Here is a 25,491-nt window from a genome sequence, read left to right as displayed (position 1 = left end):
AGCTTGTAAAGTAGCGAGGGTAATAATTTGAAAAGTAAATTTTTAAATCTTATCGTTCCCGGCCTCATACTATTCGGCCATATTTTTCTGTCCGCAACCGAATTTCCGATTCTAAGCGTAGATCGCTATTGGCAGATGCCTTCCAAAGACTGCTTTTACTCCGCCCCTTTCGATGCATTTCTATATACTCACGGCAGTAGCCCATTTTTGGGAATGGTCCATTACGCTGCTACAGTGTTAGGCGGTGGAAATCCTAATCTCGTTTATTCCATAATCTTGCCGCTGCTCCATTTGATATCCTTTTTGTTGATGCGAAAAACCTTTCGTCTATTCAGATTTCGCGGATCCGGGCTTCTTTTAGGAATCCTATTTTTGAACCCCGCCGTTTTCGCTTACTTCAGATATCCGTTCTATTCCACCTATTTGTTCTTTATCTCTTCGTTATTAATATATCTATTATGGGCCCCTGGAAATAGAATTTTGAGATATTTACTGATATCTTTTTTGATCTGCCTTGCCTCTTTCATCCGTCCGAGCTGGCATATTGGGTTAGCTTTAATTTGGATCTTGTTTCTATGCTACAAGGAAAGAAAAAGGCTCTCTAAAAAAGTCCTTATCACAGGCATTCTTTTTCTTGCACTGCCGGTAGGGCTTTACTTAAAGAACTATATTCTATTTGATTCTTTCGTTGGCTCCACTTGGCTCGGAATGAATATTGCAAGAACTTATAATATTAAGCCGAGTCCTACTAATATAACCGCTATCTCACCATTCTCCTCATTGGATAAATATTCGGGGAAATACGACGAACAAGATCCATTGATCGAGAAATACTCGAACAATCCCTGTGTGAATGGTAACGATTTTCAAAATGTAAGATACATCGTAATTTCGAGAGAATATCAGAAATGGATATCTCCCAATATTAACTTTAAAACTTCGTTACTGGCGTTCTTAATAGGATTAATCATTTTCCTAAAAAGTCCTACCAATTACCTCTTTTTCAAACCTCGCCTTCTAACACTTCCGGAACTCTGGAAGAAATCCCAAGGACTCGATTGGCTCTCCTTCCCTCTCAGGAACGACTTGGAAATTAATCTTTATCAATTTGTTTATCTCTTTGCCATGTTCTATTTCTTTGTAAGATTCCGAAAGATTACACCGAGGTTCAAGTTGATCTATTTGCACGTATTTTTCTTAGGGGTTCTCTATTGTGTCGTCGACCCCATGGAGTCGAATAGAATGAGATTCGAGATAGAGCCTTTCCTTTATCTTCTTTCTGCGATATCGTTATATTCACTGGCTCATAGACTCAAGAAGTGGAAAAAGAAACGGCCTGAAAAGAAAGCAGCCTAAGCAAATCATTTAATTATCCTTCCGATTCATTTTATCCTTGCGAGAGAGGAGCGAATCTGTATTCTCCTCGCTTGCTAAGAAGAGGATCTCGGATGAAGCTTAAGGCGCACCAACTCATCGAATTACCAGAATTCAAAAAATTAGTCCGCACCAGATGGACTTTCAGTTTTATACTCCTATTTTTGCTCTTTGCAAACTATTACGGTTTCATATTGGTTATCGCCTTGGATAAAGAGAGCGTCACCAAACGAGTTGGAGAATTTTCCAATTACGGATTATTCGGGGGAACTTTCGTAATATTGATTTCCTGGGTTCTCACGATAACTTACGTGATCTGGGCTAACCGTTTTTACGATCGAGAAGTAAACTCTCTCAAGGAAAAATTGGAAACGGAGGGAGGTAAATAATGGAATCCAGCCTCGGACAACCGAATTTTATCGCAGTCTTATTCTTCTTGGTATTCGTAGCCTTTACGTTAGGCATCACTTACTGGGCCGCCAAGAGAACCAAAACATCCAGCGAATTTTATGCGGCGGGCCGAAGCGTCACCGGCCTTCAAAACGGTCTAGCGCTTGCGGGAGATTTCATGTCTGCGGCTTCTTTCTTGGGAATCTCCGGAATGGTTGCTCTGAAAGGATACGACGGAATCATATACGCTGTAGGTTGGCTCGTAGGATGGCCGGCACTTCTATTTCTGATCGCCGAGCCTTTGCGTAATCTGGGAAAATATACCTTCGCGGACGTACTGGCCTTCCGATTGAAACAAAAACCCATTCGCATCGTGGCCGCCTTGGGAGGAATCCTAGTCACCATCACCTATTCCATCGCCCAAATCGTAGGTTCGGGAAAACTCATCAATCTCATGTTCGGGCTTCCCTACGAACTTGCGGTGCTTCTAGTCGGAGGAGTCATGCTTCTCTACGTATTATTCGGAGGCATGATCGCGACCACCTGGGTACAGATCATCAAGGCAGGCTTGCTCCTTTTCGGAGTCACCCTGCTCGTATTTCTTTCCCTTTCCAAATTCGGATTCAGCTTGGACAATCTTTACGGAGCCGTCGAGGCTAAGTTCGGCAGAACCGCCCTAGAGCCGGGAGGTTTCGTATCCAATCCTCTGGATGCGGTTTCATTAGGGCTCGCATTAATGTTCGGTTTATTAGGATTACCTCATATTCTAATGAGATTTTATACGGTCGCAAACGCCAAGGATGCCAGAAAATCCGTGGCCTACGCGACAACGTTTATCGGTTATTTCTATATCATCATTCCGATCGTAGGATTCGCAGCGTCCGTCCTGATCGGAAGGGAAAAAATCGCCGCCATAGACAAGGGCGGAAACATGGCAGCGGCCCTTCTCGCCGAACTTTTAGGCGGAACCCCGTTTTTAGGTTTCATCGCAGCGGTCGCTTTCGCAACGATCCTGGCCGTGGTCGCAGGTCTGACTCTGGCCGCCGCATCCACGATTTCTCACGACCTCTACTTCAACGTAATCAACGATAAAGCAAGCGACAAAGAACAAGTTTCCGTAGCGAGAAAAGCGACGATCGCTTTCGGTGTGATCGGAATTCTTTTAGGAATTCTTTTCAAAGATCAGAATGTGGCTTTCCTCGTGGGACTTGCATTCGCGATTGCCGCTAGCGGTAATTTTCCGGCTTTATTTCTTTCCATCGTTTGGAAGAATTTCAGCACTGCGGGAAGTGTCGCTTCGATTTTGATAGGATCCGTTTCGGCGACAGTATTCATAGTGCTTAGTCCGACGGTTTGGACGGATATATTCAAGTTCCAAGAGGCGATCTTCCCTCTTAAAAATCCCGCAATCGTCTCTATGAGCTTGGCTTTTCTTTCCGCCTTCTTATTCTCCAAATTATTTCCGGATAAGGGAATCGTGGAAAAATTCGAGAAGGAAAAAGTTCGGGTTTATTTAGGAGTGGGCGCGGAATAAGAATCCGATTTGGAAAGGACTCCCGGATTATCCTCCAGGAGTCCGTCTATTCTAAAGTAATTTATGATCCTTCATGGATCTGTAAAGCGTCGCTATCGTAACCTTTAGGATGGCGGCCAACGGTACAGCTACAAGCATTCCCGCGATTCCCAAAAGACTTCCGCCTACGGTGACCGCTCCTACAACGATCACCGGATGCAAAGATACCGCGTCGGAGATAATGACCGGTTGGACGAAGAAATTATCCACAGCCTGAGCGATCAGAATTACGATCAAGATCGCTCCCATGAGTTCGTACATTCCCATCCCGTCGTTGATGGAGTTTACATGAAAGATATTCGCTCCCTGGGTCAAAGTCATGAACAAAGGAGGAACCACTCCTATAATAGGGCCCAAATAAGGAATAGAATTCGCTATCCCTACGAATATCGCGAAGATATAGAAATATTTCAGACCGATCGCATAGAATCCTATCATGGATACGACGGTGATAATCACGCTCTGTATCACAAGGCTGCGCAAATAGTTCGTAATCTGCTCGTTGATCTTAGCCGTTACCATAAGAGTCATCTCGAAATATCGATTCGGTATCAGACTCACCAGATTCTTATAAACTCCGTTTCCGTTCAAAAGAAATAGGAAAGTAAAAAGCGGAGTCACTACCAAATATCCGATGAGAGTTGGTATCAAAGAAACGAGGCCGTTCACTTCTCCATGAATCATATCCGCGGCTTTCTTTACGAGTTCTTCGGGGCGAATGGTCTCTTCCCAACTCGCGGGATAATCGTTGAACTTCAACTGGAATCCGACCACCAGATATTTGAACCGCGCATCGTCCATATCCTGTTTCCAATTCTTCATAATAGGTTGAAGAGTCGAAACGATAGGAGGAGCGACTTCGGTTACTAAAAGATAAATCGGAAGACAGATGAGAAGAATCAGCACTGCTACCGATAAAAGCCTGGGCACACCTAGACTCTCGAAGTAATTGATGGAAGTATTAAAGATATAGAATAGAATCAGGGATAAGGCGATCGGAACGACCAAAAGCTGAAGCCCTAGCGCGAAAAAGACGATCGCGCATCCTACCAGGAAAAAGAAAATGATGCGAATTACGTAGGTAGAAAGAGGCTTATTGGATTCAGGCATTTTTCTGTTTGCCTTTGTAATAGGCTTTTTCCAGGAGTTGATTCGTCTTTTGGAGTCTTTCTACTACGACTCCCGTAAGACTCAACAGTATTTCGATCCCGATCTTAGGCTTGGTTTCGATGATCTCTTTTAAATCGGGCTGAAAGAACCCCAACAGAGTGGACGGTTCCGTAGCTACTGCGGTAGCGGTCCTTCTCTCCTCGGAAAATAGGGATAGCTCGCCGAAAAAGGAATGCTGATCCAGATGAGCCAGATCCAATTCCACCCCGTCACGAACGGAGCGTATCACCACTTTACCGTCGAATATCATATAGAAACCGGCACCGGCCTCCCCTTGTCGGAAAATTTCCTCGCCTTCGGAGTATTGCCTAACGTGAACGAGCCTGGCGATCTCGTGCAAGGTCCTACGTTTCAATTTTCCGAAAACGGATGTTTCTCTCAAAAAGCGGATGATCTCCGGATTGGAGGTCCCCTTTTTCTTGATGATTTTTTTCCAAATAGGAAGCTGTAGGAAGTTCAAGACTATTTCTTATCCTCGTCGATTTTCATTGTAAGAATGAGAAGAACGAGACCTACGCTTACGCAGGAATCCGCAAAGTTGAAAGCGGGCCATCTTTCCATAAAAAGCCAGTTGGGCCAATCAAAATCCAAAAAGTCCACTACCCCGATATATCTTCCGTTATAGCGATTTTCCACAAATCCGAATTCCGCTCCGCTACCGATCACCTTCACGAAGAACTTATCCAGAAAATTTCCGAAGGCTCCGGACATTACGAGAGCCCAGCCTGCGGGATGGCCCAGATCGGAATTCTTCCAACGATAGGCGATCAAAACTAGGATTGCGATCGCGGTCATGGCCAAGGAGGTTCTCGGAAAACCCTGAAACAATCCCATTACGAAACCGGTGTTGAAGGTCAACGTCAGGCGGAAAAAATCCCCTAAGATTTCGATCGGACTATGAGGTCTTAGATATAAAATGGCCGCGTATTTGGTTACGAGGTCGATGGCTGTTCCCAAAAAGACGCTGAATATGAATAAGGGAGGATAGACCTCTAAGAATTTCTTTTCGAAATATTTCACTGACGATTCCTTTTAGTGCTGAATTTATTTCTTAATATGGATAGAGCAAGGAGGATTCCGAAGAAAATCGCGGCCCCGTATCCGAACCAGGCTTGGGTCTCCAATCCCCTATCCATTCTATCGGTACCATAATGGATTCCGAATAGAAGGAAGGCCCCGGAAAGAATCTGATGACCCAAAGAATACATTTTTCTAGTATGAGCTTCCAGATCGGGTAACTTATAAGCCTGTTTACCTCGGTTTAGATTCTTTACCGCCTGCAATAGCTCGCCGGGAAGGGAAACCGCCTGTCCCCAAATGCCGCCCTCTTGGACCAAAACCTTTTGCCATTGGTTCTCTCCCTGCATTACGAGGCTCTTAAAAGGTTTCTCCCCATAATCCAAGACCGTCCGATACGGATCTAAGGTGGCCGTAACCCCTACCAATAACCCCAATACACGTTCTAAGGGAATCAGAGAAGTAGGCAATTGTACCATTCGTAATAATTCCCGAAGACTGGAATTGATCTCCTTCAGGAATTTCAGATCTTCCGGAGTATGGATCTGCTCGAACTTGATATTACGGAAGGAATCCGTATCGGAAAGAAATCGGGAAAGTTTTTCCAAAGAATAGCGAACGACTTCTTCCAGTTTGTCCCGGTCCGCCTTTTTAGAGACGAGTCCCAACTCGTCCAAGGCCTCCACTACGGCAGGGTAGTCCTTGGCCATCGCACAGAGAAAAATTTTGCGTAGCGTAAGTGCCTGGCTGGGAGGAATCTCTCCCACGGCGCCGAAATCGATGAAGCATAATTTTTCGTCGGCGGTATAAATCATATTTCCCGGATGAGGATCGGCGTGATAGAACCGGAACTCGAATACCATGAGAATATAGGCTCGTATCAGAAGATCTACAGGCCTGGATTTCGCCTGGCCTTTTTTCAAAGCGGCCGCTTGGGTGATACGAACCCCTTCCACGAATTCGGCGGTCAAAACACTTTTTCCACTCCATTCGGAAGTGATCTTCGGGAAAATATAATCCGGCTCTTCCGAGAAGTACCGTGCCATTCTTTCCATGGACTCGGCTTCCAACCGAAGATCCGTTTCTCGACCCACTAATTTCGAGACTTCCTTATGAACGATTTTATAATCGAAGGAAACTAAGAAGCGATTGATCCTCTTTAAAAATTTTCGAACCGCCTTAAGATCCTTGGATATGACTTCTTCTATACCAGGATAAAGAATCTTTATCGCTACCTTGCGACCCTTATGCGTGGCGGAATGTACTTGAGCGATGGAAGCGGAGGCCAAGGGAGCTTCCGAAATATCCGGAAACACTTCAACTATATCCTTTCCGAATTCCTTGCGGAATCTTTCCTTTATTTCGGAAAAAGGATGGGGAGGAACCCGGTCCTGAAGATCCTGCAAGGGTTCCGTAAAACTCTCCGGAAAAAGATGGGAAAGACAAGCGAGATACTGGCCTAGCTTGACGTATACTCCTCCCATTTTTAGGAAAAAGTCCCTACATTCCAATCCTAGATCCCGGAAGAAAGCGGTTTCTCTTTCTTCTCTCGCTTCTGAAGAAAGAAACAATCTTACGAATTTATAATACCATAGCAGTCCGAATATTTTCTTCCAAAGAAAAAGACTACCTCTATAGTATCTTCCTCTTGCGGAGTATTTAGGGAGTTGGTTGCCGTTAGGAACGGAGGCTTTCTGCATAGAATTTCTTATTTCTCGCCGATCGTTCTGACTTCGGCCTTTCTTTTAATCTTATCCAGCAGTTCCATAATTTCCAAATTTTCCGATATATCTCCCGTGATTCTCTCGGACTGACCCTGCAATACTTGCCCGACTGAGGCGTAAAGGTTCTGGAAAGGGTTCGATCCGAGGCTAAATTTTTTGGGAAATGAGACTTCCGTCAAACTATTAAATCCCTTATAACGCCGGGAGGGCTTGGATTCAAATAGAACGCTTCCATCGTTAGAAAGCAGAATCCTTGCCTTTTCCGTCATAATATCCACTTCGAATTGAAAGTAAGACCTGGCTCCCCCCGCCTCCAGAAATACGACGGGTCCACCCTTGTATTCCAATAAAGCTAGGGCCCTATCTTCGATAGGGATCCCCTTACGTCTATGGAGCACGGATCGAATTCGATCCGGTCTGCCTAGAATCCAATGAATCAAATCCACGGCATGAGTTCCGTCATGGAATAAGGGGCCGGTCCTTCCCTTATAGGCACTACCCGGGGAGAGAGCGGACGTTAGGACGGAGGCTCGTATTATCCGGATCGGTCCGTATTTTCCCGAATCCAAAACCTGTTTAGCCCAAGCATATTTTGGATGATACCTTCTCTCGTGATTCACCCAAATCCGGACTCCTTTCTTACGAGAAGTACGTTCCAGATCCTTGGCCTGTAGATAGGTTTCGCAAACCGGTTTCTCGATGAGAAGGTTCTTCGTTCCCGCCTCTATCCATTCCATCGCGTCCCGGTAATGGGATTCGGTGGGAGTAGCGATGACCGCTAAATCGGGTATCCGATTTATTAGCTTCAATCCGGAAGGAGAAGATCCTACGAATTCCGGACGCAATTTCCATTGGGCCAGGAATCGATTTCTCTTTTCAGGATTGGGATCGATGCCGCCGGCAAAAAGAAATCTTTTCTTTCCCCAAGGAGAAAAGATCACACCGGCGTGGGTGCATGGCTTCTGTCTATAAGGGTCTTTTTCCAAAGAAGAAGCGATTCTTCCCAGACCGACTAGGACGACCGAGGATTTTTGCATCCCGAATACGGGACGATTCGGAACCGAAGCTTGCAAGACGAATTTTCTAAAAATAGACTGCGAGTATTTCCCCAAGAGAGATCTTAGGTTTCATGAAGGCAGCTTTCGAATACGATCCGGAAACGATACGCAAGGTTTTAGGAGTGCCTTCCGACTTTTCCTTTCGCAAAGAAGATCCTATCCGCAGTATTACCACAGTATCCGGATTAGCCGAGCCTGGGTCGATCTTCGTTCCCTTGCGGGGCAATCGAGACGGACACGAATTCATAAAAGACGCGTTAAACAGAGGAGCATCCTATTTTCTTGCGGAAAGAAACCATCCTATAGTGGAAAGCCTTCCGGAATCGGACCGAGTCAAGGCGATCCCAGTAAAGGATACATTACTCGCTCTAGGAAAATTAGCCGGCTTCCATCGTTCCAGATTCCGCCCAACCATCATCGCAGTCACCGGTTCCAGCGGTAAAACCACTACTAAGGAAATTCTAGGCTCCTGCCTTTCTCCTTTGGCGAACAATCTGGTAGTAACGGAAAAAAATTATAATAACGAGATCGGAGTTCCTTTCACTCTATTTAGAATAGGCCCCCAAACCCGTTTCGTAGTTTGTGAGATGGGAATGAACCATAAAGGAGAGATTGCCAGACTCACCGAAATGGCAAGGCCCGACTATTCTCTCATCACTACTGTAGGGACCGCTCATATAGAATTATTGGGCTCCCAAAAGGAAATCGCCAAGGCCAAGGCCGAGATTCTAGACGGAATGGAAAAACCGGGGATCCTATTCTATCCTGAAACCGGAGATTATAAGAATCTACTTCGTAGGAGGTCCAACAAACAGGGAGTTCGATTCAAAACCGTTCCGATGGAGAGAAGGATCGAAATTCTTAAAAAAAATCCGTCGGGATTTTCCATCTCCTATTTAGGCGAGATCCTAGAATGGAATCTTCCGGGCACCAAGCTTTTGGAAAATTTAGCGTTATGCGTTTCCTTACTCGAAGAAATTGGAACTCCTACGGATTGGATCCAAAACGGAATCCGAAATTTCAAGACTCTGGACAAGAGATTGGATTTCCAAGACGGGAATTACAAAATTCTAAACGATACTTATAACGCGAACAGAGAGTCCATGTTCTCGTCTTTGGAAGCTTGCTCCCAACTTTCAGGAGAGAAAGGTTTCTACGCCGTCTTGGGAGATCTGAAAGAGGTAGGCAAATTCGCGAAGAAGTTCCATTACGAGATAGGAAGTTTCGCCGGTTCTATCCCTAATTGTATGGGAATTTATTTATTCGGCTCCTCTTCTCAATCCACTCTGGCCGGATTCCAAAAAAAGGCGGGCAAGACGCGACCTGCTCATTGGTTTCCCGGAGACGAGGAAGGGCTAAAACAATTATTGGAAACCGTAAAGAATGAAGTCCCGAAAGGTTCCTACATACTAGCTAAAGCTTCCAGAGGAATGAGATTGGAAAGGGTCGTCGAAGGCCTGAATTCTTCTCTCCGCACCGACGTTTAGGACTTGCCTCTCCGTCCCTTCCGAAGGATTTTGCAAGGGTGCAAACGAAAGTAGCGGTCATTATGGGAAGCAGCTCCGATTGGGAAACCATGAAGGAAGCAGTGCAGATTCTTAAGGAATTCGGAATAGAATCCAAGGCGGAGATCGTATCCGCGCATAGATCTCCCGAAAAAATGGTCGAATTTGCGAAATCGGCCAGATCCCAAGGATATGAAATCATTATCGCCGGAGCAGGTGGAGCCGCCCATCTTCCCGGAATGGTCGCATCTCTGACCACTCTACCCGTATTGGGAGTGCCCGTCCAAAGCAAATCCCTGTCGGGAATGGATAGCCTTCTATCCATCGTTCAAATGCCGGGAGGAGTTCCCGTAGGAACTCTTGCCATAGGAACGGCAGGCGCAAAGAATGCGGGACTACTCGCAGTCAGAATACTTTCCCTGAAGGACGAGGGCCTCGTTTCCAAATTGGAAGCATATAGGGACAGGATCAGAGAAGAAGCCTTATCTAAAAACAAAGATCTAATATGAAGAAAATATTACTTCCTCCTTCCCGATTAGGAGTTATGGGTTCGGGCCAACTGGGAAGAATGTTCGCTCAGGAAGCGATACGCATGGGTTATAACGTATCCGTCTATTCTCCCGAAAGAAATACGCCTGCCTCTCAGGTAGGTGCGAACGAGGTCGTTGCCTCTTACGAAGACGACATTTCCCTCAAAAACTTTCTCGGATCCGTCGACGCTCTTACATTCGAATTTGAGAATATACCCGGAGGAGAATTGAGTCTTATTTCGGAATATTCCAAGAAGAATTCTTTGCCTGTATTTCCCAGCCCGGATTGCATCAGAATCGCTCAACATAGGATCCGAGAAAAGAATACGTTCTCGAAACTAGGCCTTCCTACCGTTCCATTTTACTGTATAACCAACAAAGCGGAAGCGACCGCCGCAGCCGAATCCTCACGCTTTCCCGCGGTACTCAAGACATCTTCCTTCGGTTACGACGGAAAAGGTCAGACTAAATTCAAGTCCAGGGAAGAATTTCGAGCTTGGGTTGGTTCTCTAGGACAGGAGCCCTTGGATCTGATTCTGGAAGAATGGATAGAATTCGATAAGGAAGGATCCGTTATTCTCGCTCGCGACCAAGAAGGCAAAATCATATCCTTCTCTCCTTCCGAGAATAAGCATAGGAATCATATCTTGGATTTGACCGTGCATCCCGGAAATTTTTCGGCAAGCGTTCTCCGGGACATGAGAGAAGCGTCCATCATACTTGCCGAAGGTATAGACTATATAGGGGTCTTCGGTTTGGAATTCTTCGTCAAGGGAGACAAGATACTCTTAAACGAATTCGCACCCCGCCCGCATAATTCCGGGCATTTCAGCCAGAATGCGGCGGAGATGTCCCAATTCCAATTGCAACTGAGAGCCTTGACCGGCTTACCTTTTCCCGAAAAGATCCGCACGAGTCCGTCTTCTATGAAGAATATACTCGGCCAAGATTACCGACCCGGCTCCGAATTATGGAAAAAATACCTCTCCGATCCTAGATATTCCCTGCATCTATACGGGAAATCCGATCCGAGACAGGATAGAAAAATGGGACATTGGAATTTCGTGGGGGAGAATCCGGATAAGGCGTTCTCTTAAGACGCAAAGTACGGAAAAACCGATTTGTCGAAAAAACCTTTATTATTCGTTTCCAGAAAATGGCCTCCCGCAATAGGAGGAATGGAAACGTATTCCCTCGAGTTACATTCCGCTTTATCCAGAGAATACGATATCGAACTGCTTGTTCTACCGGGAAAGGACGACGGCAGACCTCCATCGCTTTTGTCATTGGCGATCTTTCTAATCAAAGTCGCCGTTTATTGCATATCCAAAGGGCGAAAATACGATCTTGTGATTTTCACGGATATCATATTAACTCCGGCGGCCCTACTACATCGACTCGTCCGTAAAGATGCGAATCGAATTACGATCGTTCACGGCTTGGACCTGGTGTATTCGAATCGAAGTGGGCTCCTCCCTTTCATATACGGATATTACTTAACGTTCATTCTAAAATGCCAAAGCGTATTTTCGAATATAGTCGCTAATTCCGAATCGACGAGATCCATCGCCGAAAAAGCCGGATTCAAGAATCTTTCCGTTGTGCGTCCTTCCTTACCGAAAAACGGTATACTCTCGTTCTCGGACCAAAAACCCGAACCACCCAAGGAATACTTAGGGTGCAAGTATCCTATTTTTTACTTCGGAAGACTAATCCCTAGAAAAGGATCCCTCTGGTTTGCCGAAAACGTTCTCCCAAAACTACCCCAAGGAACTCTCTTTTTTGTTTCCGGAGGTAAATCCGACCAAGAATATGCAAAAAAATTAATCAACTGCGAACGGGTGCGTTACCTTGGGACGCTCAAATCCGAAGAGATCGTAGATTATATCCGTTACAGCTCCTTAGTAGTAATGCCTAACATAATAATCGAAGGAAATCAGGATAAGGAGGGTTTCGGTTTGGTCGCCATAGAAGCCTCCGCAATAGGATGCGTTCTCCTTGCGAGCGATCTGGAAGGAATATCGGATGCCGTTCAGGATCGGATCACGGGTCACAAAGTGGAACCTAATAACGCAAAATCCTGGATTGAAGAAATACGAAAATTACTCAAAATGTCCAAACAAGCAAAGGAAGAATGGAAAAAATCTTCGGCTCGCAAGACTAAAAGAATTTACTCCGAAGAAAAAATACTCCAAGAATTTCGCATTCTCTTAGAAAGAGACTATACCGTGAGTAAGTCGTTTCCAAACGGAGGAAGAAAATGACTCGTTCTTCCGAAAGAGATTTAAAACCCCATGCAATCCTAGACGAGATTTCTAGAAACAAAAAAGCGATAAAAATCCATAAGATCGTAGAAAGATTCGGATTAGCCAATAAGGAAAAATTTCTAGAAATAGGAACCGGCTCCGGATTTATCGCGGCATATTTCACTAAGATCTTCCGAGAAGTGAACGCTTTGGATGTGAAAGACCAAAGACAGACGCGGGAAAATATAGGTTTCCAAACCGTAGAAGGCACAAAGCTTCCATTCCTAGACGAAAGTTTCGATTTAGTCGTCTCGAACCATGTCATCGAACATGTAGGAACCGAAGAAAAACAGATAGAACATCTGAATGAGATTCTAAGAGTTTTAAAAAAAGACGGCATACTATACTTAGCCTTTCCGAATCGTTGGAGATTAATAGAGCCGCATTATAGATTGCCGCTTCTGAGTTGGTTTCCGCAATCGATTTCCGATTTCTACGTTCGAATCTCCGGCAAAGGGGAATTTTACGACTGTCGTCCCTTATCTAGATCGAAGGCTGTTGCACTTCTTTCCAGGTCCGGCTTTCTAGCAAAGGAAGTAACTCTAACGGCAATCTCCGTCTATGCGGAAGTGGAGGCGAACCATCCATTGTCGAAATTTGCGGCATCGCTGCCCGTTTGGTGTTACTTTCCGATAAAAGCGTGGATCTCTACCCTAATCTTCGTGTGCAGAAAGGGACTTAAATGAGCCTTGGCAGAATAAAACGGATAGTCACAATTCTTTTCGTTTCTATTTCCTTATTCTTCTTCATCTTCTATCTGGCTAAACATTATGAAAATCTACCTCATATTTCCTGGAACCTAAAATCCTCCGCCGGCATTGCGACATCCTTACTTCTATATTTATGTAATATGCTAATAGCGGGATTCGCTTGGTTTATTCTGCTTAAATCTTACGGGCAAAAGATATCTCCCGGAAAAGCGATCTATATCGTTGCATTCTCCCAATTCGGCAAATATCTTCCGGGCAATGTCGGACAACATATAGGTAAGCTAACGTTATCCAAAGGGGAAGAATTTCCTTTATCCAAAACGATACAGGCGATCATTGTTGAAACTGCGCTATTGGTCGTTGCAGGAGCATCGATAAGCGCGATCGGACTTCTCTTTTACGATTTCCATATCATCTCGAAATCGAATCTTTTACTCATAGAGTTCGCCTTACTCTTTTTGATCGCTCTTATTGCACCCAAAATCGTATTCCATCTAATCAACAAGTATTGCAAAGGGCTTCTTACGAAATATACCGGAGGGGAAAAATTAAATTTACCTAATACAAAAAATCTCATAATACTTATCTTACTCGATCTTACAACTTTTCTAAATCTGGGACTCATTCTAAATATTCTTTCCAGAACGGTTTTCGAATTTCCGGAAAACAATTTCTTCTTTTTGACGACTACGTTCGCTTGGTCCTGGATTTTAGGCTATTTGGCCCCCGGAGCGCCGGCAGGTTTAGGAGTAAGAGAAGCGATCGTATTAGCAAGCTTATCGACTCGCTTTGAACCCGGAATCGCGATCGGGCTAGGCATTTTACTCAGATTCATCACCACGATCGGAGACGGAATCGCGTTCGGAATCGCGTCTCTTTTCCGAAAAAACAAACCCGAATAATAGAATCGTATCGATAAAGTCTTATATCACCTTTTTTTCTCGAACTCCATCTTCTTTTCGTGATATAGAATTTCTTCTAAAATTTTCCGATTCATTCCGGTTAAGAAAGCCAGAACTCCGGAAATCAAAAATAATCCAGAAAGGACGATCAAAATCACCGCAAATAGAAGGGATTGTATATGCCCCTTTCCTTCCCCGTTGAAATAAAAAATCAGAAACCGGAAAGCAATCAGGACGCCCGGCAAAAAAGTCAGAGTCGAGAAAAAACTAAAAAAATGAAACGGTCTATGAATGACCAATAATCGAATCAAAGATAATCCCGATTTCCATATATGTTGGAACATATTCTTAAAAAGGCGGGACTCTCTTGTAGGAGGATTTGTCCGGATCAGAATGGAGGAAACCGTTAGATCCATCCGGATCGCTTGAACCATAGTATCCAGAACGTAGGAAAATTTAGTGGTAACGTTCAGTCTCAATAGACTCTCTCTGGAATAGGCTCTGAAGCCGGAAATCGTATCCGGCACATCCGTTCCTATCAGAGTTCTAACGATCAGATTGCCGAACCATTGCAAAATCTTTTTCAAGGGAGAAAAGTAATTCACCTTCCACGGGACCCTGTTTCCGATCACGATGTCGGAAGTATCCGCGAGAATCGGAGCGATTAACTCCGGTATACAGGAAGATGGATACTGATTATCCGCATCCGTATTAACGAAAATATCCGCGCCGGAGGAAAGCGCCTCTTCCATTCCGGTCTTAAATGCCCGACCTAAACCTAAATTTCTTTTGTGGACCAAAACCTTGCATCCGAATTTGGAAGCAATCTTTGCGGTATCATCGCTTGAGCCGTCGTCTACGATCTGCACCTCGATCGTCTTGATTCCAGGAATTTTTTTCGGAATTTCCGCAAGCACGGCAGGAAGAGTTTTTTCCTCGTTATAGCAGGGGATGTTGATCACTAACTTCATTAAAAAAATCGATTCAACTTTTCAGGTCCAGGATAGATGCTTTATACCTTTAGTCCAATATTTTTTTCTGATGCACAATAATTCGATCGATCTAGTTTTGTTCCGGTTCGGAAATCGATGGAAAATTGAAGAAAAAAATATCTTCAGGCCTTCAAATATTCCAAGGCCCAGTCTCTTACGTTTCCAGCGCCGAGGCTCACCAAAACGTCGCCTTTGGAAATAATTTCTTGCATAATCTTCAAATCCGAGGACAGGTTTCCGGAGAGAGAAATCGGTCTTTTCTTCATTTCTTCCGCGATTAAACCGGAATCAACCCCCGGAATCGGGTCCTCTCCTGCTGAATAAATAGGCAAAAGAAGAACGACCTCGCCGTAATCGAGACTAGATGCAAATTCCCGGAATAAATTCTTAGTCCTTGTGTATCTATGAGGTTGGAAAAGGATCACCGCTCTCCCCGTCCCTTGTGAAAGTTCCCGGATAGAAGATAAAACCGCCTTCACCTCCGTCGGATGATGTCCGTAATCGTCGTAAACGTCCACTCCATCGTTGCTTCCTAAAAATTCCAGCCTTCGCCTAACGCCCGTATAACGAGAAACGGCTTCCGCAGCCGCAGCGGGGTCCGCTCCCAAAGTCGCGGCCGTAAGCACCGCTGCGAGAGAGTTCGTAAGGTAATGTCTTCCTGGAAAACGGGAAGTTAAAAAGTATTCCCGATCTCCCATTTCGAAAAATAATCGCCTGGATTCGATTCGGTATCTAACGACGTTAGTAATATCAACTTTTCCGAATGTTTCTTTTTTTTGGGAACCTGCGCCCGCCTCCCGGGTCTCCGTAAATCCTATAATTTTGCTCTTATCCTCGACTCTTTCCAAGCATTCGCAAATCCCTGGATCGTCCAAATCCAAGACGATTCTCTCCGTGGTTAAGGAAATATACCGAGCGAAAGCTTCCAATAATCGCTCCCTCGTATGATAAAAATCGAGATGATCCTCGTCTATATTCGTGAGAATTCGAACCGGCGCACGATGCGATAAGAATGTCCCGTCGGATTCGTCCGACTCGAATACTGCGACATTTCCCTTCCCGAATCTTCCACCGATTCCGTCCAAAAAAGCGACTCCCCCTCCGACCATGACGGAGGGAGAAAATCCCAATTCTTCCAAGATAAAAGCGGTCATTGCCGTAGTACTCGTCTTTCCGTGAGAACCTGCGACGGAAACGCATTTGAGTTCCGAAAAACAGGAATGCAAAACGTCCGAGCGGTGAAAGAATCGGACTCCCTTGTCCCGAAAGAAACCCGCAATAGGGTGAGAATCCAATCGAATAGCGGAAGAATAAACCGCAGCGTCGTAGGATTCGTCCTTCGGAATTTCGGAAAGCGAGGAGTAGATTCTTGCTCCTTTGTCCCGAAGCTCCCGAACGGCTTGGCTTTCCTTTCCGTCGTAACCGGAAACGGAAAATCCTGCATCCAAAAGGATATGGGCAAGGCTGGACATCCCGGAGCCTCCGATGCCCAGAAAGAAAGGTTTAGAAAATTCGGAATTCATGGGAGAAGCGGTTTCCCCCATTAGGCCTGGCTCTCGAAAAAGAAACCGATCGTATCGCGTGCGGCTTCCACGTGGGAACATTCCAAAGATTTAATGGACATTTCGTTTAGAATCTCCGGCTTTTCCGCAAAATCGCTCAGAATACGGAAGAGTTTACTCTCGTCCTCGTCCCTCTGCTCTAGGGTTGCGGCGGCTCCGTTCGCTTCCATATATTTGGCATTGGCCGTTTGATGGTCGTCCTTGGCGAATGGGAAAGGGATCAGAACCATCGGAAGAGCGTAGGCAGCGCATTCGGAAAGCACTCCGGAACCGGAACGCGCTATCACTAGATTCGCCCATTCGTAATGCTCGGCCATATTGTCCGAATAGGAGATCAGGTCCGCGTCCTTGGTCTTTTTCGAAACCTCGTCATATAAGGCAGTCCCGGTAAGCATCCTAAAGCGGAATCTTTCCTGTATCACCTCGTGTTTCATGAGATTCACGACCATATTATTGATCTGGCGCGCTCCCTGGGAGCCTCCCATAACCAAAACGTTAAATTGTTTTTTCTTTTTGGGATCCCATTTATCGCTGAATTTCAACGCAAGCTTAGGAACCGTTTTACTTCTAAGCGGATTTCCCAATATCTCCCATTGGGCGGAAACTTTCGGGTCCTTGGGAGGAAAGCTGAAAGCCACCTTATCGGCGAACTTAAAAAAGATCCGATTCACCTTTCCCGGAATGCAATTCTGCTCGCAAAGATATAGTTTCTTCCGGAAGAATACGGCGTAGAGGATCGCGGGCACGCTGGAGTATCCTCCCATTCCGATCACCGCATCCACGTTCAATCTCGAAAATGACATCCAGGAGCGTATCAGCTGAAATACATAACGAAAAGGTAATAAAATAAGGTTCCCGGATAAAGGCGGGATATTATGCCAAACCACTTCGCAGGGAGCCTGCTTTAAATCCGGATTATCCTTATTTCGGATCAGCGAATGCAGGACTACCTTATCTACGCCCAAAGAGTCCAATCTTCCTACAAGATTCTCCGCGAGGGCCACTCCCGGGGAGATATGCCCTCCGGTCCCTCCCGCTGCGATTAAAACGGATTTCATACGCCTATATTTTCTTTTCTCGTTATATTGACAAGAATTCCAAATGAGGCCAAGACCACGAGTAAGGAGGACCCTCCGTAACTCATGAAAGGTAGACTGATCCCGGTAATCGGAAACAAACCGGTCACTACATAGCTATTGATTACGAACTGAGTCCCGGTGATAAAGAGAAGCCCCGCCCCCAAATAGAAACCGAAAGGATCCTGGACCTTCTTGAGTAAGAAATAGGCTCTAGATAATAAAAGTAGGACCAAAACGAAGAAGAATAGAAACCCCACGAATCCGAAATCCTCCACGAACGTAGCAAGAACGAAGTCCGTGTGGCTATAGGTGAGATATCTGTGAGCGTAACCGCTAGCTAATTTATTTCCGAACCATCCGCCGTCCAGAAAGGCTCGAAAAGAGGTGACCAATTGGTGTCCCTCATCGTAACGAAACCGATAAGGATCCAACCAAACCTCCATCCTTTTCCTTCTATAGCCGACCTGGCTGACCAATAGATAAGCGAGAGGCAAGGATACCAATCCTACGAGGAGAAGATTGCGAATCGGAAAGCCGAATAGAAAGACGAAACCAAGGACTACGAAAAGAATCTCCATAGTGGTTCCGAAAGCGGGCTCCGCCAGAATCAAAACGAGAACGGAGAGTAAGATCACTCCGGGAACGATGAATTTCTTCGGCTCCCGATTTTCCTTGGATTTAAGCTTAGTGACTAACGCGGAAAGATAAATTACGACCGCCAATTTGGCGATCTCGGATGGTTGTAATTGATAAGGGCCGATACCGATCCAACGATGAAAGTTCCTACCGTAATACGTCCCCACTGACTTTCCGATTCCGGGAATAAAGACCAAAATCAGAAGTAGAATACTGATGATGATTCCGGCTAACGCGAATCTTTCCAATTTTCCGTAAGGAAAGTTGGCAAAAATAAGAAATACTACAAGGCCTATGGAGGCCCAAATCAATTGCTTCTTTAGGAAGTATTCAGAGTCCTCGAAGTCCCTCCATGCGGTAATGGAGGAACTGGAATACATCACGCAAATCCCGAATAACAGTAGAAAGAAAATCGCGGATATGAGGGGTAAATCGAACGGATAGTTCTTAGATTCCCAAAAATCCCTTATCCTTCTACCGAGGGCCTTCATTGAATTTTCAAACTAGAAAGCGAAACGATCGCGAGAATGATTGCGGCGATCCAAAAACGGATTACCACCTTTGTCTCGGGAACTCCGCCCAATTCGAAATGGTGATGTAACGGCGCCATACGGAAAATTCTTTTCTGGGTCAGCTTAAAGGATCCCACTTGCAAAATCACGGAAAGGGACTCCGCGACGAAAATTCCCCCCAAAATCACTAGGAGGATCTCTTTCTTCAACATTACGCAAGTCAGACCGATCGTAGCCCCTAAAAATAAGGATCCTGTGTCGCCCATGAAAATCTGAGCGGGATGGCTATTGAACCAGAGGAACCCGATCAGAGCTCCGGTAAGAGCCGAAAGAAAAACGCTGTATTCGTGCGCGTGAGGAAGATAAGGGATATTCAGATAATTAGCGGCAACCGGAGTTCCGGAAACGTATGCGATCAGACTCAAGGTCCCAACCACTATCCCGGCCGTGCCTCCGGCCAATCCGTCGAGACCGTCGGTTAAGTTGACTCCATGAGAAGAGCCTAATATTACAATAATAGAAAACGGAATGGCGAACAAACCCAGAGCGAGAACCGGGCCTTTGACGAAAGGCAGGAAGAGATCCGTCAGATGAAATAGGATCTTGCCGGAGGACTCCGCGGGTGCCTCTCCCGTATAGAATAGGAATATGCAGCAGAATAAGGCGGCCAATACTACGGAAGCCACGAATTTCGTTCTAGCCCGCATACCGCCCTTGATCTTCTTTACGGATTTCATATAATCGTCTATGAAACCCAGAACGGAAAAAGAAACGGCGCATGCCAAAAGAAGGAGAATATTCAGGTTCTTTAAATTTCCCCAAAGGGCCACCGAAATAATCAGTGATCCGACGATCATTAATCCGCCCATGGTCGGAGTTCCCGACTTAGCGCTATGAGATTTAGGCCCGTCGTCTCTTACGCTTTCCCGAAATTTCAGCCCGTGTAGGAAGGAGATTACCCTCTCTCCCAACCAAAACGTCAGAAACATGGAGGTCAAACCCGCCATCAAGGCGCGGACGGTTACATAGCTGAAGATTCGTAGAGAATCCAATTCTTGGAAAAAATGCTCGTAGATGAAATAGAACATATCGAAAAGTCTGAAGTCAAATTGGCCCGGTTCCGGTTTCCGTAAACGGAAAAAAACCGAATCCCAACCGGACGTCCATAACATCTATCGGTGAAAGAAAGGAGTTCCCACATCCTTTTTCGGGCGAGGATTCAACCCGAGTAAAAGAGCCTAAAAGCCTTTTCTATTTCCTCTCCATCGTCGAAATGGCGTTTTTCTTTTCCGATGATCTGGTAATCCTCGTGTCCCTTTCCCGCCACGAGTAGACAGCCACCCGCAGGTAAATTCGAAATTCCGTAACGAATCGCCTCTGCCCGATCCGCGTCCCTATACATAGGATTGTAATCGTTCGTGAAGCCTCTTTGGATATCGTCCAAAATGGATTCCGGCTCTTCCGTTCTAGGATTATCGGAAGTAAGAATGACTTTATCCGCAAGATCCTGGGCGATCCTTCCCATTTTAGGACGCTTGGTCTTATCCCTATCCCCTCCACATCCGAAAAGAGCGATGAGCTCCTTTGGTCGGGATTCTCGGATACTCTTAAGAATATTCTCCAACGCGTCGGGAGTATGAGCATAATCTACGACAGCCATCCGGGAACGATCCGGGCTATAATGAATCTGGAATCTCCCGGGAATCTGAGGCACATGCTGCAAGGCGGCGAGTAGATTTTCCTTCTTCCATCCCAATCCCAAACCGGTCACAAAAGCAAGAGCCGTGTTTCTAACATTAAAGCCTCCCAAAAGGTTGGTTCGAACTTTAACGACTCCTCCCCAATTTTCTGGAAGATGAATATCATACTCTGTACTTTCCAAAGTGAAAACGGGATTCTCTATGCGGATCCGATCCGGCCCCAATTCGAAGACGGGGAGATTTTTTCCGAAAGAATGGACTAGTTCCGACATCTCTTTTCCCCCGGGCGCTTCGGAATCCAAGACTCCGAAATTTCCGGAACTCCCTTGCAATGCTTTAAACAAAAGACCCTTGCTTCGAAGGTAATCCTGCATATCGGGATGAAAATCAAGATGGTCTTGGGTAAGATTGGAAAATATGCCTGCCCGGAAACGGATTCCGTTGGTTCTTCCCAATTTCAATCCGTGGGAACTCGCTTCCATAAAGACGTATTCAATCCCGGAATCCGCCATTTCCTTCAGAATTTCCTGGAGGCTGCTCGGATCCGGAGTGGTATATCCGGTGTCGACTAACTTACTTCCGAACTTCACGCCTATTGTGCCGATGAGACCGCAGGATTTTCCCTGCTTCTCTCCTAGAAAAGAAAGAATATGAGTCAGGGAAGTCTTGCCGTTCGTACCGGTCACACCTATCACTTTCAATCTTTCCGAAGGATCTCCCAGTAAGAAGGAAGCGATGGGTCCGGCGAGAGTTTCCGGATCCGAATCGGATTTAAGAATGATTTTGTTTCGGATACTTCCCGGATTATGAACGGAAGCGAATAGAAGGAATCCCGCTTCGGAACTCTCCGCGTATGCGAGGCTTTTTTCCCCTAACGAATTAGGAATGCAGAATATATCCCTGAGACCCGTCTTACGGGAATCGGTCCTAACGAACTCCACTTCCTGATCTAGGGCTTCTTTTCCGGACTCTAATCGAATCTCCGGAAAGCGCTCAAGGAGCTTGGACAGTTTCAAATTCTGCCTCGTTTCTTTCCGGAGGAAGTGTGACGGTAATGATTCTGTCTCCGACGGTTATAGGAAGATAATGATACGTTTTTCTATACAAGGCTTCGATGCGACGTGCGGAAGTATAAGTGGCCATTCCGATTTTCAAGTCGTCGTTCTTCTTTAGAAGCTTTTCCTTCTCCTGGGAAGTTATGGAGATTTCACGATTCAGTCTAGCGATTTGAACATTCTGCCAAACGAAAAGAAGGGCCAAACAGAAAGGAAGAAGTATCCAGCCGAATGTATTCAATTGGAATCTCAGATCGGACCAAACGCGAAGCTCTAAAAAAGCAGAGAACTTGCTCATTCTTCTTCCTCCTCCTCTTCTTCATTATTAGTATCGGAGGGACTTCCCTTTAATATAACTCTCAATTTTGCGGACCGAGAGGCGGGATTTTCTTTCGTTTCCTCTTCTCCGGGAAGTACCGGCTTTTTAGTAAGAAGTTTCGCCTGACCGCTACGTGCATAGTCTCGGAAGAGATTCTTTACAATCCGATCTTCTAAAGAATGAAAGGAAATCACTTGGAATAAACCGCCGGGTGCCAGTGACTCCAAAAGTTTTTTCACTCCTACTTCGATATGTAGGAGCTCCTGGTTCACTTCGATTCTAAGCGCCTGGAAAACTCGGGTAGCCGGATGACGGCCCGGCGGCCAAAACTTTCTGGGAATCACCCGTGAAACCAATTGCGCCAGATCGCCTGAGTATCCGATACGAGAATGCCTTCTTCGTTCCAAGATCGCTTCCACGATTTTCTTGGTCCAACGCTCCTCTCCGTATTCGTAAAAGATTTTGCTTAAAGCCTTTTCCGGATAAGTGTTCACCACGTCTTCCGCGGAAATTCCTCCGGACGAAGAGAGCCTCATATCTAAGGGCTCGTTTTCTCGAAAGCTGAATCCTCTCCCGGCATGCAAGAGATGAAAAGTAGAGATGCCTAAATCGAGTAGAATACCGTTCGGAGGCGAATCTATCCCGTGCTCGCGTAGGAACTCAGGATCCACATCCGAAAAATTAGCTTCTATGGGAATAACTCTGGAAGAATATTTCGAGATTCTCGCCTTGGCCCGAGAAAGCATGACCGAGTCCCTATCCAGAAGAATCAGGTTCGAATTCGGAAACTGTTCCAAAAGAAGAAGGCTATGTCCTCCTTCTCCTGCCGTGCCGTCCAGAAAAAGCCACTCTTGATCTTTATCCAAAGCGGAGAGGAAGAAGGATAAGATCTCTCTATATAATACGGAATAATGGACAGGTTCCAACTCGTCTTCCAAGATCTAGCTTAGCGCCCAGAAGGCAAACAGGAAACGAAGACGTATAGGAAACCGACACCGTTTCGCCTCATATTTTATAAGTCGGGAAAAAGATTCGAATCGAATCTTAATCTCTCCGAATCCGAACGAACGCCCCGTCGCAACCTATACCGAAAGTCGTATCCTATTTTGTCGGAGTTCCCACATAATGCGTTGTACTGCCTTGGCGGGGAAAGATCTTGACTCAAGGGAGAATTCGGCTAAAATGACCGCCTCGATACGAAGATGGCCGTTTCCATATTCTTCGTTCAAAATAAATTTCCGTTAGTGAGCAGAATCATTTTCGACCGATTTCGATTTCGACGAGAATGTGGTTTGCTTAGTTTGTTCAAAAATACTCGTCGAAAAGGACGTAAGGCACTCGGTTTCGAGCCTTAATTGGAACGTTATGCAAAAAAGCAGCCTTAAGTTCATACTCTTAGCATCCGGAGTCGCTATACTCGCCACTCTGACTCTGTTGATCTCGGGAACGGCATATTATTTCGGCCAACAGCGAATAACCGAGAATTATCTATCCCAAATGAGGAATGTTTCGGCGGTGGTGGCCCAGGAGGTCGACTCTTTCCTGGAATCGCACGCTAACGTGGCAAAGACGATCGCCGAGGATGAGCGCGTCTTACAAACCGTACGCACACGAAGACCGATAGCGAACGATTACCTAAAAGAGATGTTTATCCGTTACGGAATCTATGAGAACGTTTTCATTCTGCCGCTGGAAGGCGAAATGCAGATTCTAGCGGATAGTCTGGACGGAAAATCCTTGGGTTACAAAGTGGAAGACGATCGTCTCAAGGAAAATATCGACGCCGTCCGGGAAGGAAAGATCTTACTCGGCACTCCCCAAAAATCCCCGATCACGGGCTTGCCTGTGGCTGTATTATCCGTTCCGATCAAGGACGGGAATCGAATCGTCGGAGCATTGAATATAGCCCTCTCTTTCGATATAGTCTCGGAGAAAATCACCAATAAGATAAAAGTAGGAGAGCAAGGCTATATTTCCTTAATGAGTCAAAACGGAGTAGTCATCGCACATCCTAAAAAGGAAATGATTTTGAACCTGGACGTAGCGAAGGAACCCTATGGCCAAAAAATGATGCAGCTCCAAACCGGAGAGATCTTCGAGTTCACCTTTCATGGAGCCGACCGTTTTTCGACCGTCGCCCGCTTGGATAATTGGAAAATGACGGTCATAGTCATACAACCAAGGTCCGAAATCCGCAGCACATTATTCGAGCTACTCCTATTCATCGGACTTACCGGTTTGATAACCGTAGCGCTTTCCGTCTTCGCACTTTACATTCTTCTCAAGAAGAGATTAGGCCCTTTGGAAAACGCAAGTCGCCTGTTCCAATCGATGGCGGAAGGAGATCTGAGATCCGATATCCAGGTCGTTTACCGGGACGAAATCGGATCCATGAGCGCGGACTTGAATCTATTCATAGGAAGCTTAAGAACCTCCCTGAAGGACATCCAGAGGATCGCGTTCGAATTGGCCTCGGCGGCGGAGGAGCTCACCTCCTCCTCCCAAGGATTCGCCACAGGAGCCCAGTCCACAGCGGCTTCCTCGGAAGAGATGTCCGCGACGGTGGAAGAAATGTCGGCCGGAATGGAAAGCATTTCCGCTACGACGGATAACCAATATTCGAATATTACGGAATTCCATACAAGAATCAAGGAACTCTCCGCGGGCGTAAGAAAGATCGGTGCGGAAATACAGAATACCCTAGGCATCGCGAAATCCATATCTTTCGAGGCAAAAAAGGGAGAAGAATCCTTGAACGGAATGAGCGGGATGATAGAAAATATCCTAACCTCATCCGGAGAGATGAAGTCCATCATCGGAATCATCAACGATATCTCGGATCAGACCCAACTACTCGCCCTGAACGCCGCGATAGAAGCCGCTCGCGCCGGAGAGGCGGGAAAAGGATTTGCAGTGGTCGCCGAAGAGATATCCAAACTCTCAGTAAAGACCGCGTCCTCCATTAAATCGATCGGAGAGATGATCAACAAGAACAACTCGGAATTGGATGTGGGAGCGAAAGGAATACGTTCCTCCGTAGAGATCCTACACAATATCATCAAGAACGTGGATTCGGTGGGCGAGGCGATGAATCATCTTTACGAAATCACTTCGGCTCAGGAATCCGTAAACCGGGATGTGGACGAACAATCGGACCGAGTCGGCAAAGAGGCAGAGTCCGTGAAACTCGCAACCGACGAGCAGAAAAGGGCAGTCAGAGAAATCGCGCAAGTCATCACTCAGATCAACGAGCATACGCTGAATACCGCTTCCGGATCCGAAGAAATGTCTTCCTCCGCCCAAAACCTCGCTTCGACCGCGGAAGTTCTCAGAAGTATAACGGAAAAATTTAAAATATAGATCGCCATCCATCATAA

Annotated in this window: 23 protein-coding genes; 10 read left to right on the top strand and 13 right to left on the bottom strand. The window is 45.9% G+C overall.

The features are described 5' to 3' along the window. The first annotated feature begins 27 nt into the window (after window positions 1–27). The 3 genes from LEP1GSC061_RS19805 (at window position 28) to LEP1GSC061_RS19795 (ending at window position 3,298) form a co-directional block, all read left to right on the top strand. Window positions 28–1,356 carry a hypothetical protein gene (locus LEP1GSC061_RS19805; RefSeq protein ID WP_016547385.1) on the top strand — a complete coding sequence of 443 codons (1,329 nt, stop codon included), beginning with the start codon at window positions 28–30 and terminating at the stop codon, window positions 1,354–1,356. 92 nt (window positions 1,357–1,448) lie between these two features. Next, window positions 1,449–1,763 carry a DUF485 domain-containing protein gene (locus tag LEP1GSC061_RS19800; protein WP_016547298.1) on the top strand — a complete coding sequence of 105 codons (315 nt, stop codon included), beginning with the start codon at window positions 1,449–1,451 and terminating at the stop codon, window positions 1,761–1,763. After that, window positions 1,763–3,298: a solute symporter family protein gene (locus tag LEP1GSC061_RS19795; protein WP_016547121.1), complete on the top strand. Its 1,536-nt coding sequence runs from the start codon at window positions 1,763–1,765 to the stop codon at window positions 3,296–3,298. The genes LEP1GSC061_RS19800 and LEP1GSC061_RS19795 overlap by 1 nt, the downstream gene beginning before the upstream one ends. A gap of 51 nt (window positions 3,299–3,349) precedes the next feature. On the opposite strand, the gene LEP1GSC061_RS19790 is transcribed toward LEP1GSC061_RS19795, so the two are convergent. The 5 genes from LEP1GSC061_RS19790 to LEP1GSC061_RS19770 are packed head-to-tail and all read right to left on the bottom strand — an operon-like array spanning window position 3,350 to window position 8,285. Further along, a complete protein-coding gene (locus LEP1GSC061_RS19790; protein ID WP_016546940.1) occupies window positions 3,350–4,447 on the bottom strand; it encodes an AI-2E family transporter in 1,098 nt (365 codons plus the stop codon). Further along, complete coding sequence (locus LEP1GSC061_RS19785) at window positions 4,440–4,967, bottom strand: cyclic nucleotide-binding domain-containing protein (RefSeq protein ID WP_016547008.1); 528 nt, start codon at window positions 4,965–4,967, stop codon at window positions 4,440–4,442. Before LEP1GSC061_RS19785 ends, LEP1GSC061_RS19790 begins: the two co-directional genes overlap by 8 nt. A gap of 2 nt (window positions 4,968–4,969) precedes the next feature. Further along, window positions 4,970–5,527 carry a lipoprotein signal peptidase gene (locus LEP1GSC061_RS19780; RefSeq protein WP_016547058.1) on the bottom strand — a complete coding sequence of 186 codons (558 nt, stop codon included), beginning with the start codon at window positions 5,525–5,527 and terminating at the stop codon, window positions 4,970–4,972. Beyond that, entirely contained in the window at window positions 5,524–7,224 is a 1,701-nt protein-coding gene (locus LEP1GSC061_RS19775) for an ABC1 kinase family protein (RefSeq protein WP_016547443.1), read from the bottom strand. Before LEP1GSC061_RS19775 ends, LEP1GSC061_RS19780 begins: the two co-directional genes overlap by 4 nt. Window positions 7,225–7,232: 8 nt before the next feature. Further along, the gene (locus LEP1GSC061_RS19770) at window positions 7,233–8,285 is read right to left on the bottom strand and encodes a Gfo/Idh/MocA family protein (RefSeq protein ID WP_040510174.1); all 1,053 of its coding nucleotides are present in this window, start codon (window positions 8,283–8,285) and stop codon (window positions 7,233–7,235) included. Between the two features lie 92 nt (window positions 8,286–8,377). Between LEP1GSC061_RS19770 and LEP1GSC061_RS19765 the strand changes: the two genes are divergently transcribed. From LEP1GSC061_RS19765 to LEP1GSC061_RS19740, 6 genes are read left to right on the top strand one after another with little or no spacing between them, the layout of a single operon-like run. After that, window positions 8,378–9,793 (top strand): UDP-N-acetylmuramoyl-tripeptide--D-alanyl-D-alanine ligase, encoded by a 1,416-nt coding sequence (locus LEP1GSC061_RS19765; RefSeq protein ID WP_016547326.1) that lies wholly within the window; start codon window positions 8,378–8,380, stop codon window positions 9,791–9,793. Window positions 9,794–9,831: 38 nt separating this feature from the next. Then, window positions 9,832–10,320, top strand: coding sequence for a 5-(carboxyamino)imidazole ribonucleotide mutase (gene purE, locus LEP1GSC061_RS19760; protein WP_040510060.1), 489 nt, complete (start codon window positions 9,832–9,834; stop codon window positions 10,318–10,320). Continuing rightward, window positions 10,317–11,438, top strand: coding sequence for a 5-(carboxyamino)imidazole ribonucleotide synthase (locus LEP1GSC061_RS19755; RefSeq protein WP_016546937.1), 1,122 nt, complete (start codon window positions 10,317–10,319; stop codon window positions 11,436–11,438). The genes purE and LEP1GSC061_RS19755 overlap by 4 nt, the downstream gene beginning before the upstream one ends. 24 nt (window positions 11,439–11,462) lie before the next feature. Continuing rightward, window positions 11,463–12,605, top strand: coding sequence for a glycosyltransferase family 4 protein (locus tag LEP1GSC061_RS19750; RefSeq protein ID WP_016547279.1), 1,143 nt, complete (start codon window positions 11,463–11,465; stop codon window positions 12,603–12,605). Next, a complete protein-coding gene (locus LEP1GSC061_RS19745) occupies window positions 12,602–13,333 on the top strand; it encodes a class I SAM-dependent methyltransferase (RefSeq protein ID WP_016547384.1) in 732 nt (243 codons plus the stop codon). Before LEP1GSC061_RS19750 ends, LEP1GSC061_RS19745 begins: the two co-directional genes overlap by 4 nt. After that, a complete protein-coding gene (locus LEP1GSC061_RS19740; RefSeq protein ID WP_016547018.1) occupies window positions 13,330–14,259 on the top strand; it encodes a lysylphosphatidylglycerol synthase domain-containing protein in 930 nt (309 codons plus the stop codon). The genes LEP1GSC061_RS19745 and LEP1GSC061_RS19740 overlap by 4 nt, the downstream gene beginning before the upstream one ends. A gap of 26 nt (window positions 14,260–14,285) precedes the next feature. On the opposite strand, the gene LEP1GSC061_RS19735 is transcribed toward LEP1GSC061_RS19740, so the two are convergent. The 8 genes from LEP1GSC061_RS19735 to rsmH form a co-directional block, all read right to left on the bottom strand. Then, window positions 14,286–15,230, bottom strand: a complete 945-nt coding sequence (locus LEP1GSC061_RS19735; protein WP_016546939.1) for a glycosyltransferase family 2 protein — start codon at window positions 15,228–15,230, stop codon at window positions 14,286–14,288. A 143-nt stretch (window positions 15,231–15,373) separates the two neighbouring features. Continuing rightward, complete coding sequence (murC, locus tag LEP1GSC061_RS19730; protein WP_040510173.1) at window positions 15,374–16,774, bottom strand: UDP-N-acetylmuramate--L-alanine ligase; 1,401 nt, start codon at window positions 16,772–16,774, stop codon at window positions 15,374–15,376. 20 nt (window positions 16,775–16,794) lie between these two features. Further along, window positions 16,795–17,871 carry a UDP-N-acetylglucosamine--N-acetylmuramyl-(pentapeptide) pyrophosphoryl-undecaprenol N-acetylglucosamine transferase gene (locus LEP1GSC061_RS19725; RefSeq protein ID WP_016547107.1) on the bottom strand — a complete coding sequence of 359 codons (1,077 nt, stop codon included), beginning with the start codon at window positions 17,869–17,871 and terminating at the stop codon, window positions 16,795–16,797. Then, a complete protein-coding gene (locus LEP1GSC061_RS19720; protein WP_016547301.1) occupies window positions 17,868–19,019 on the bottom strand; it encodes an FtsW/RodA/SpoVE family cell cycle protein in 1,152 nt (383 codons plus the stop codon). Before LEP1GSC061_RS19720 ends, LEP1GSC061_RS19725 begins: the two co-directional genes overlap by 4 nt. After that, window positions 19,016–20,128, bottom strand: a complete 1,113-nt coding sequence (mraY, locus tag LEP1GSC061_RS19715) for a phospho-N-acetylmuramoyl-pentapeptide-transferase (protein ID WP_040510171.1) — start codon at window positions 20,126–20,128, stop codon at window positions 19,016–19,018. The genes LEP1GSC061_RS19720 and mraY overlap by 4 nt, the downstream gene beginning before the upstream one ends. Before the next feature lie 131 nt (window positions 20,129–20,259). Next, entirely contained in the window at window positions 20,260–21,756 is a 1,497-nt protein-coding gene (locus LEP1GSC061_RS19710) for a UDP-N-acetylmuramoyl-L-alanyl-D-glutamate--2,6-diaminopimelate ligase (protein ID WP_016547382.1), read from the bottom strand. After that, window positions 21,734–22,093, bottom strand: a complete 360-nt coding sequence (locus LEP1GSC061_RS19705) for an FtsB/FtsL family cell division protein (protein WP_016547353.1) — start codon at window positions 22,091–22,093, stop codon at window positions 21,734–21,736. Before LEP1GSC061_RS19705 ends, LEP1GSC061_RS19710 begins: the two co-directional genes overlap by 23 nt. After that, window positions 22,090–23,040, bottom strand: coding sequence for a 16S rRNA (cytosine(1402)-N(4))-methyltransferase RsmH (gene rsmH, locus LEP1GSC061_RS19700; protein ID WP_040510058.1), 951 nt, complete (start codon window positions 23,038–23,040; stop codon window positions 22,090–22,092). The genes LEP1GSC061_RS19705 and rsmH overlap by 4 nt, the downstream gene beginning before the upstream one ends. 439 nt (window positions 23,041–23,479) lie before the next feature. Between rsmH and LEP1GSC061_RS19695 the strand changes: the two genes are divergently transcribed. Then, window positions 23,480–25,474, top strand: a complete 1,995-nt coding sequence (locus LEP1GSC061_RS19695; protein ID WP_016546927.1) for a methyl-accepting chemotaxis protein — start codon at window positions 23,480–23,482, stop codon at window positions 25,472–25,474. The last annotated feature ends 17 nt before the right edge of the window (window positions 25,475–25,491 follow it).

It is taken from the genome of Leptospira wolffii serovar Khorat str. Khorat-H2 (assembly GCF_000306115.2).
Classification (GTDB): Bacteria; Spirochaetota; Leptospiria; order Leptospirales; family Leptospiraceae; genus Leptospira_B; species Leptospira_B wolffii.
The sequence above is the reverse complement of the archived record's forward strand: the minus strand, read 5'-3'. Positions and strand labels throughout refer to the sequence as shown.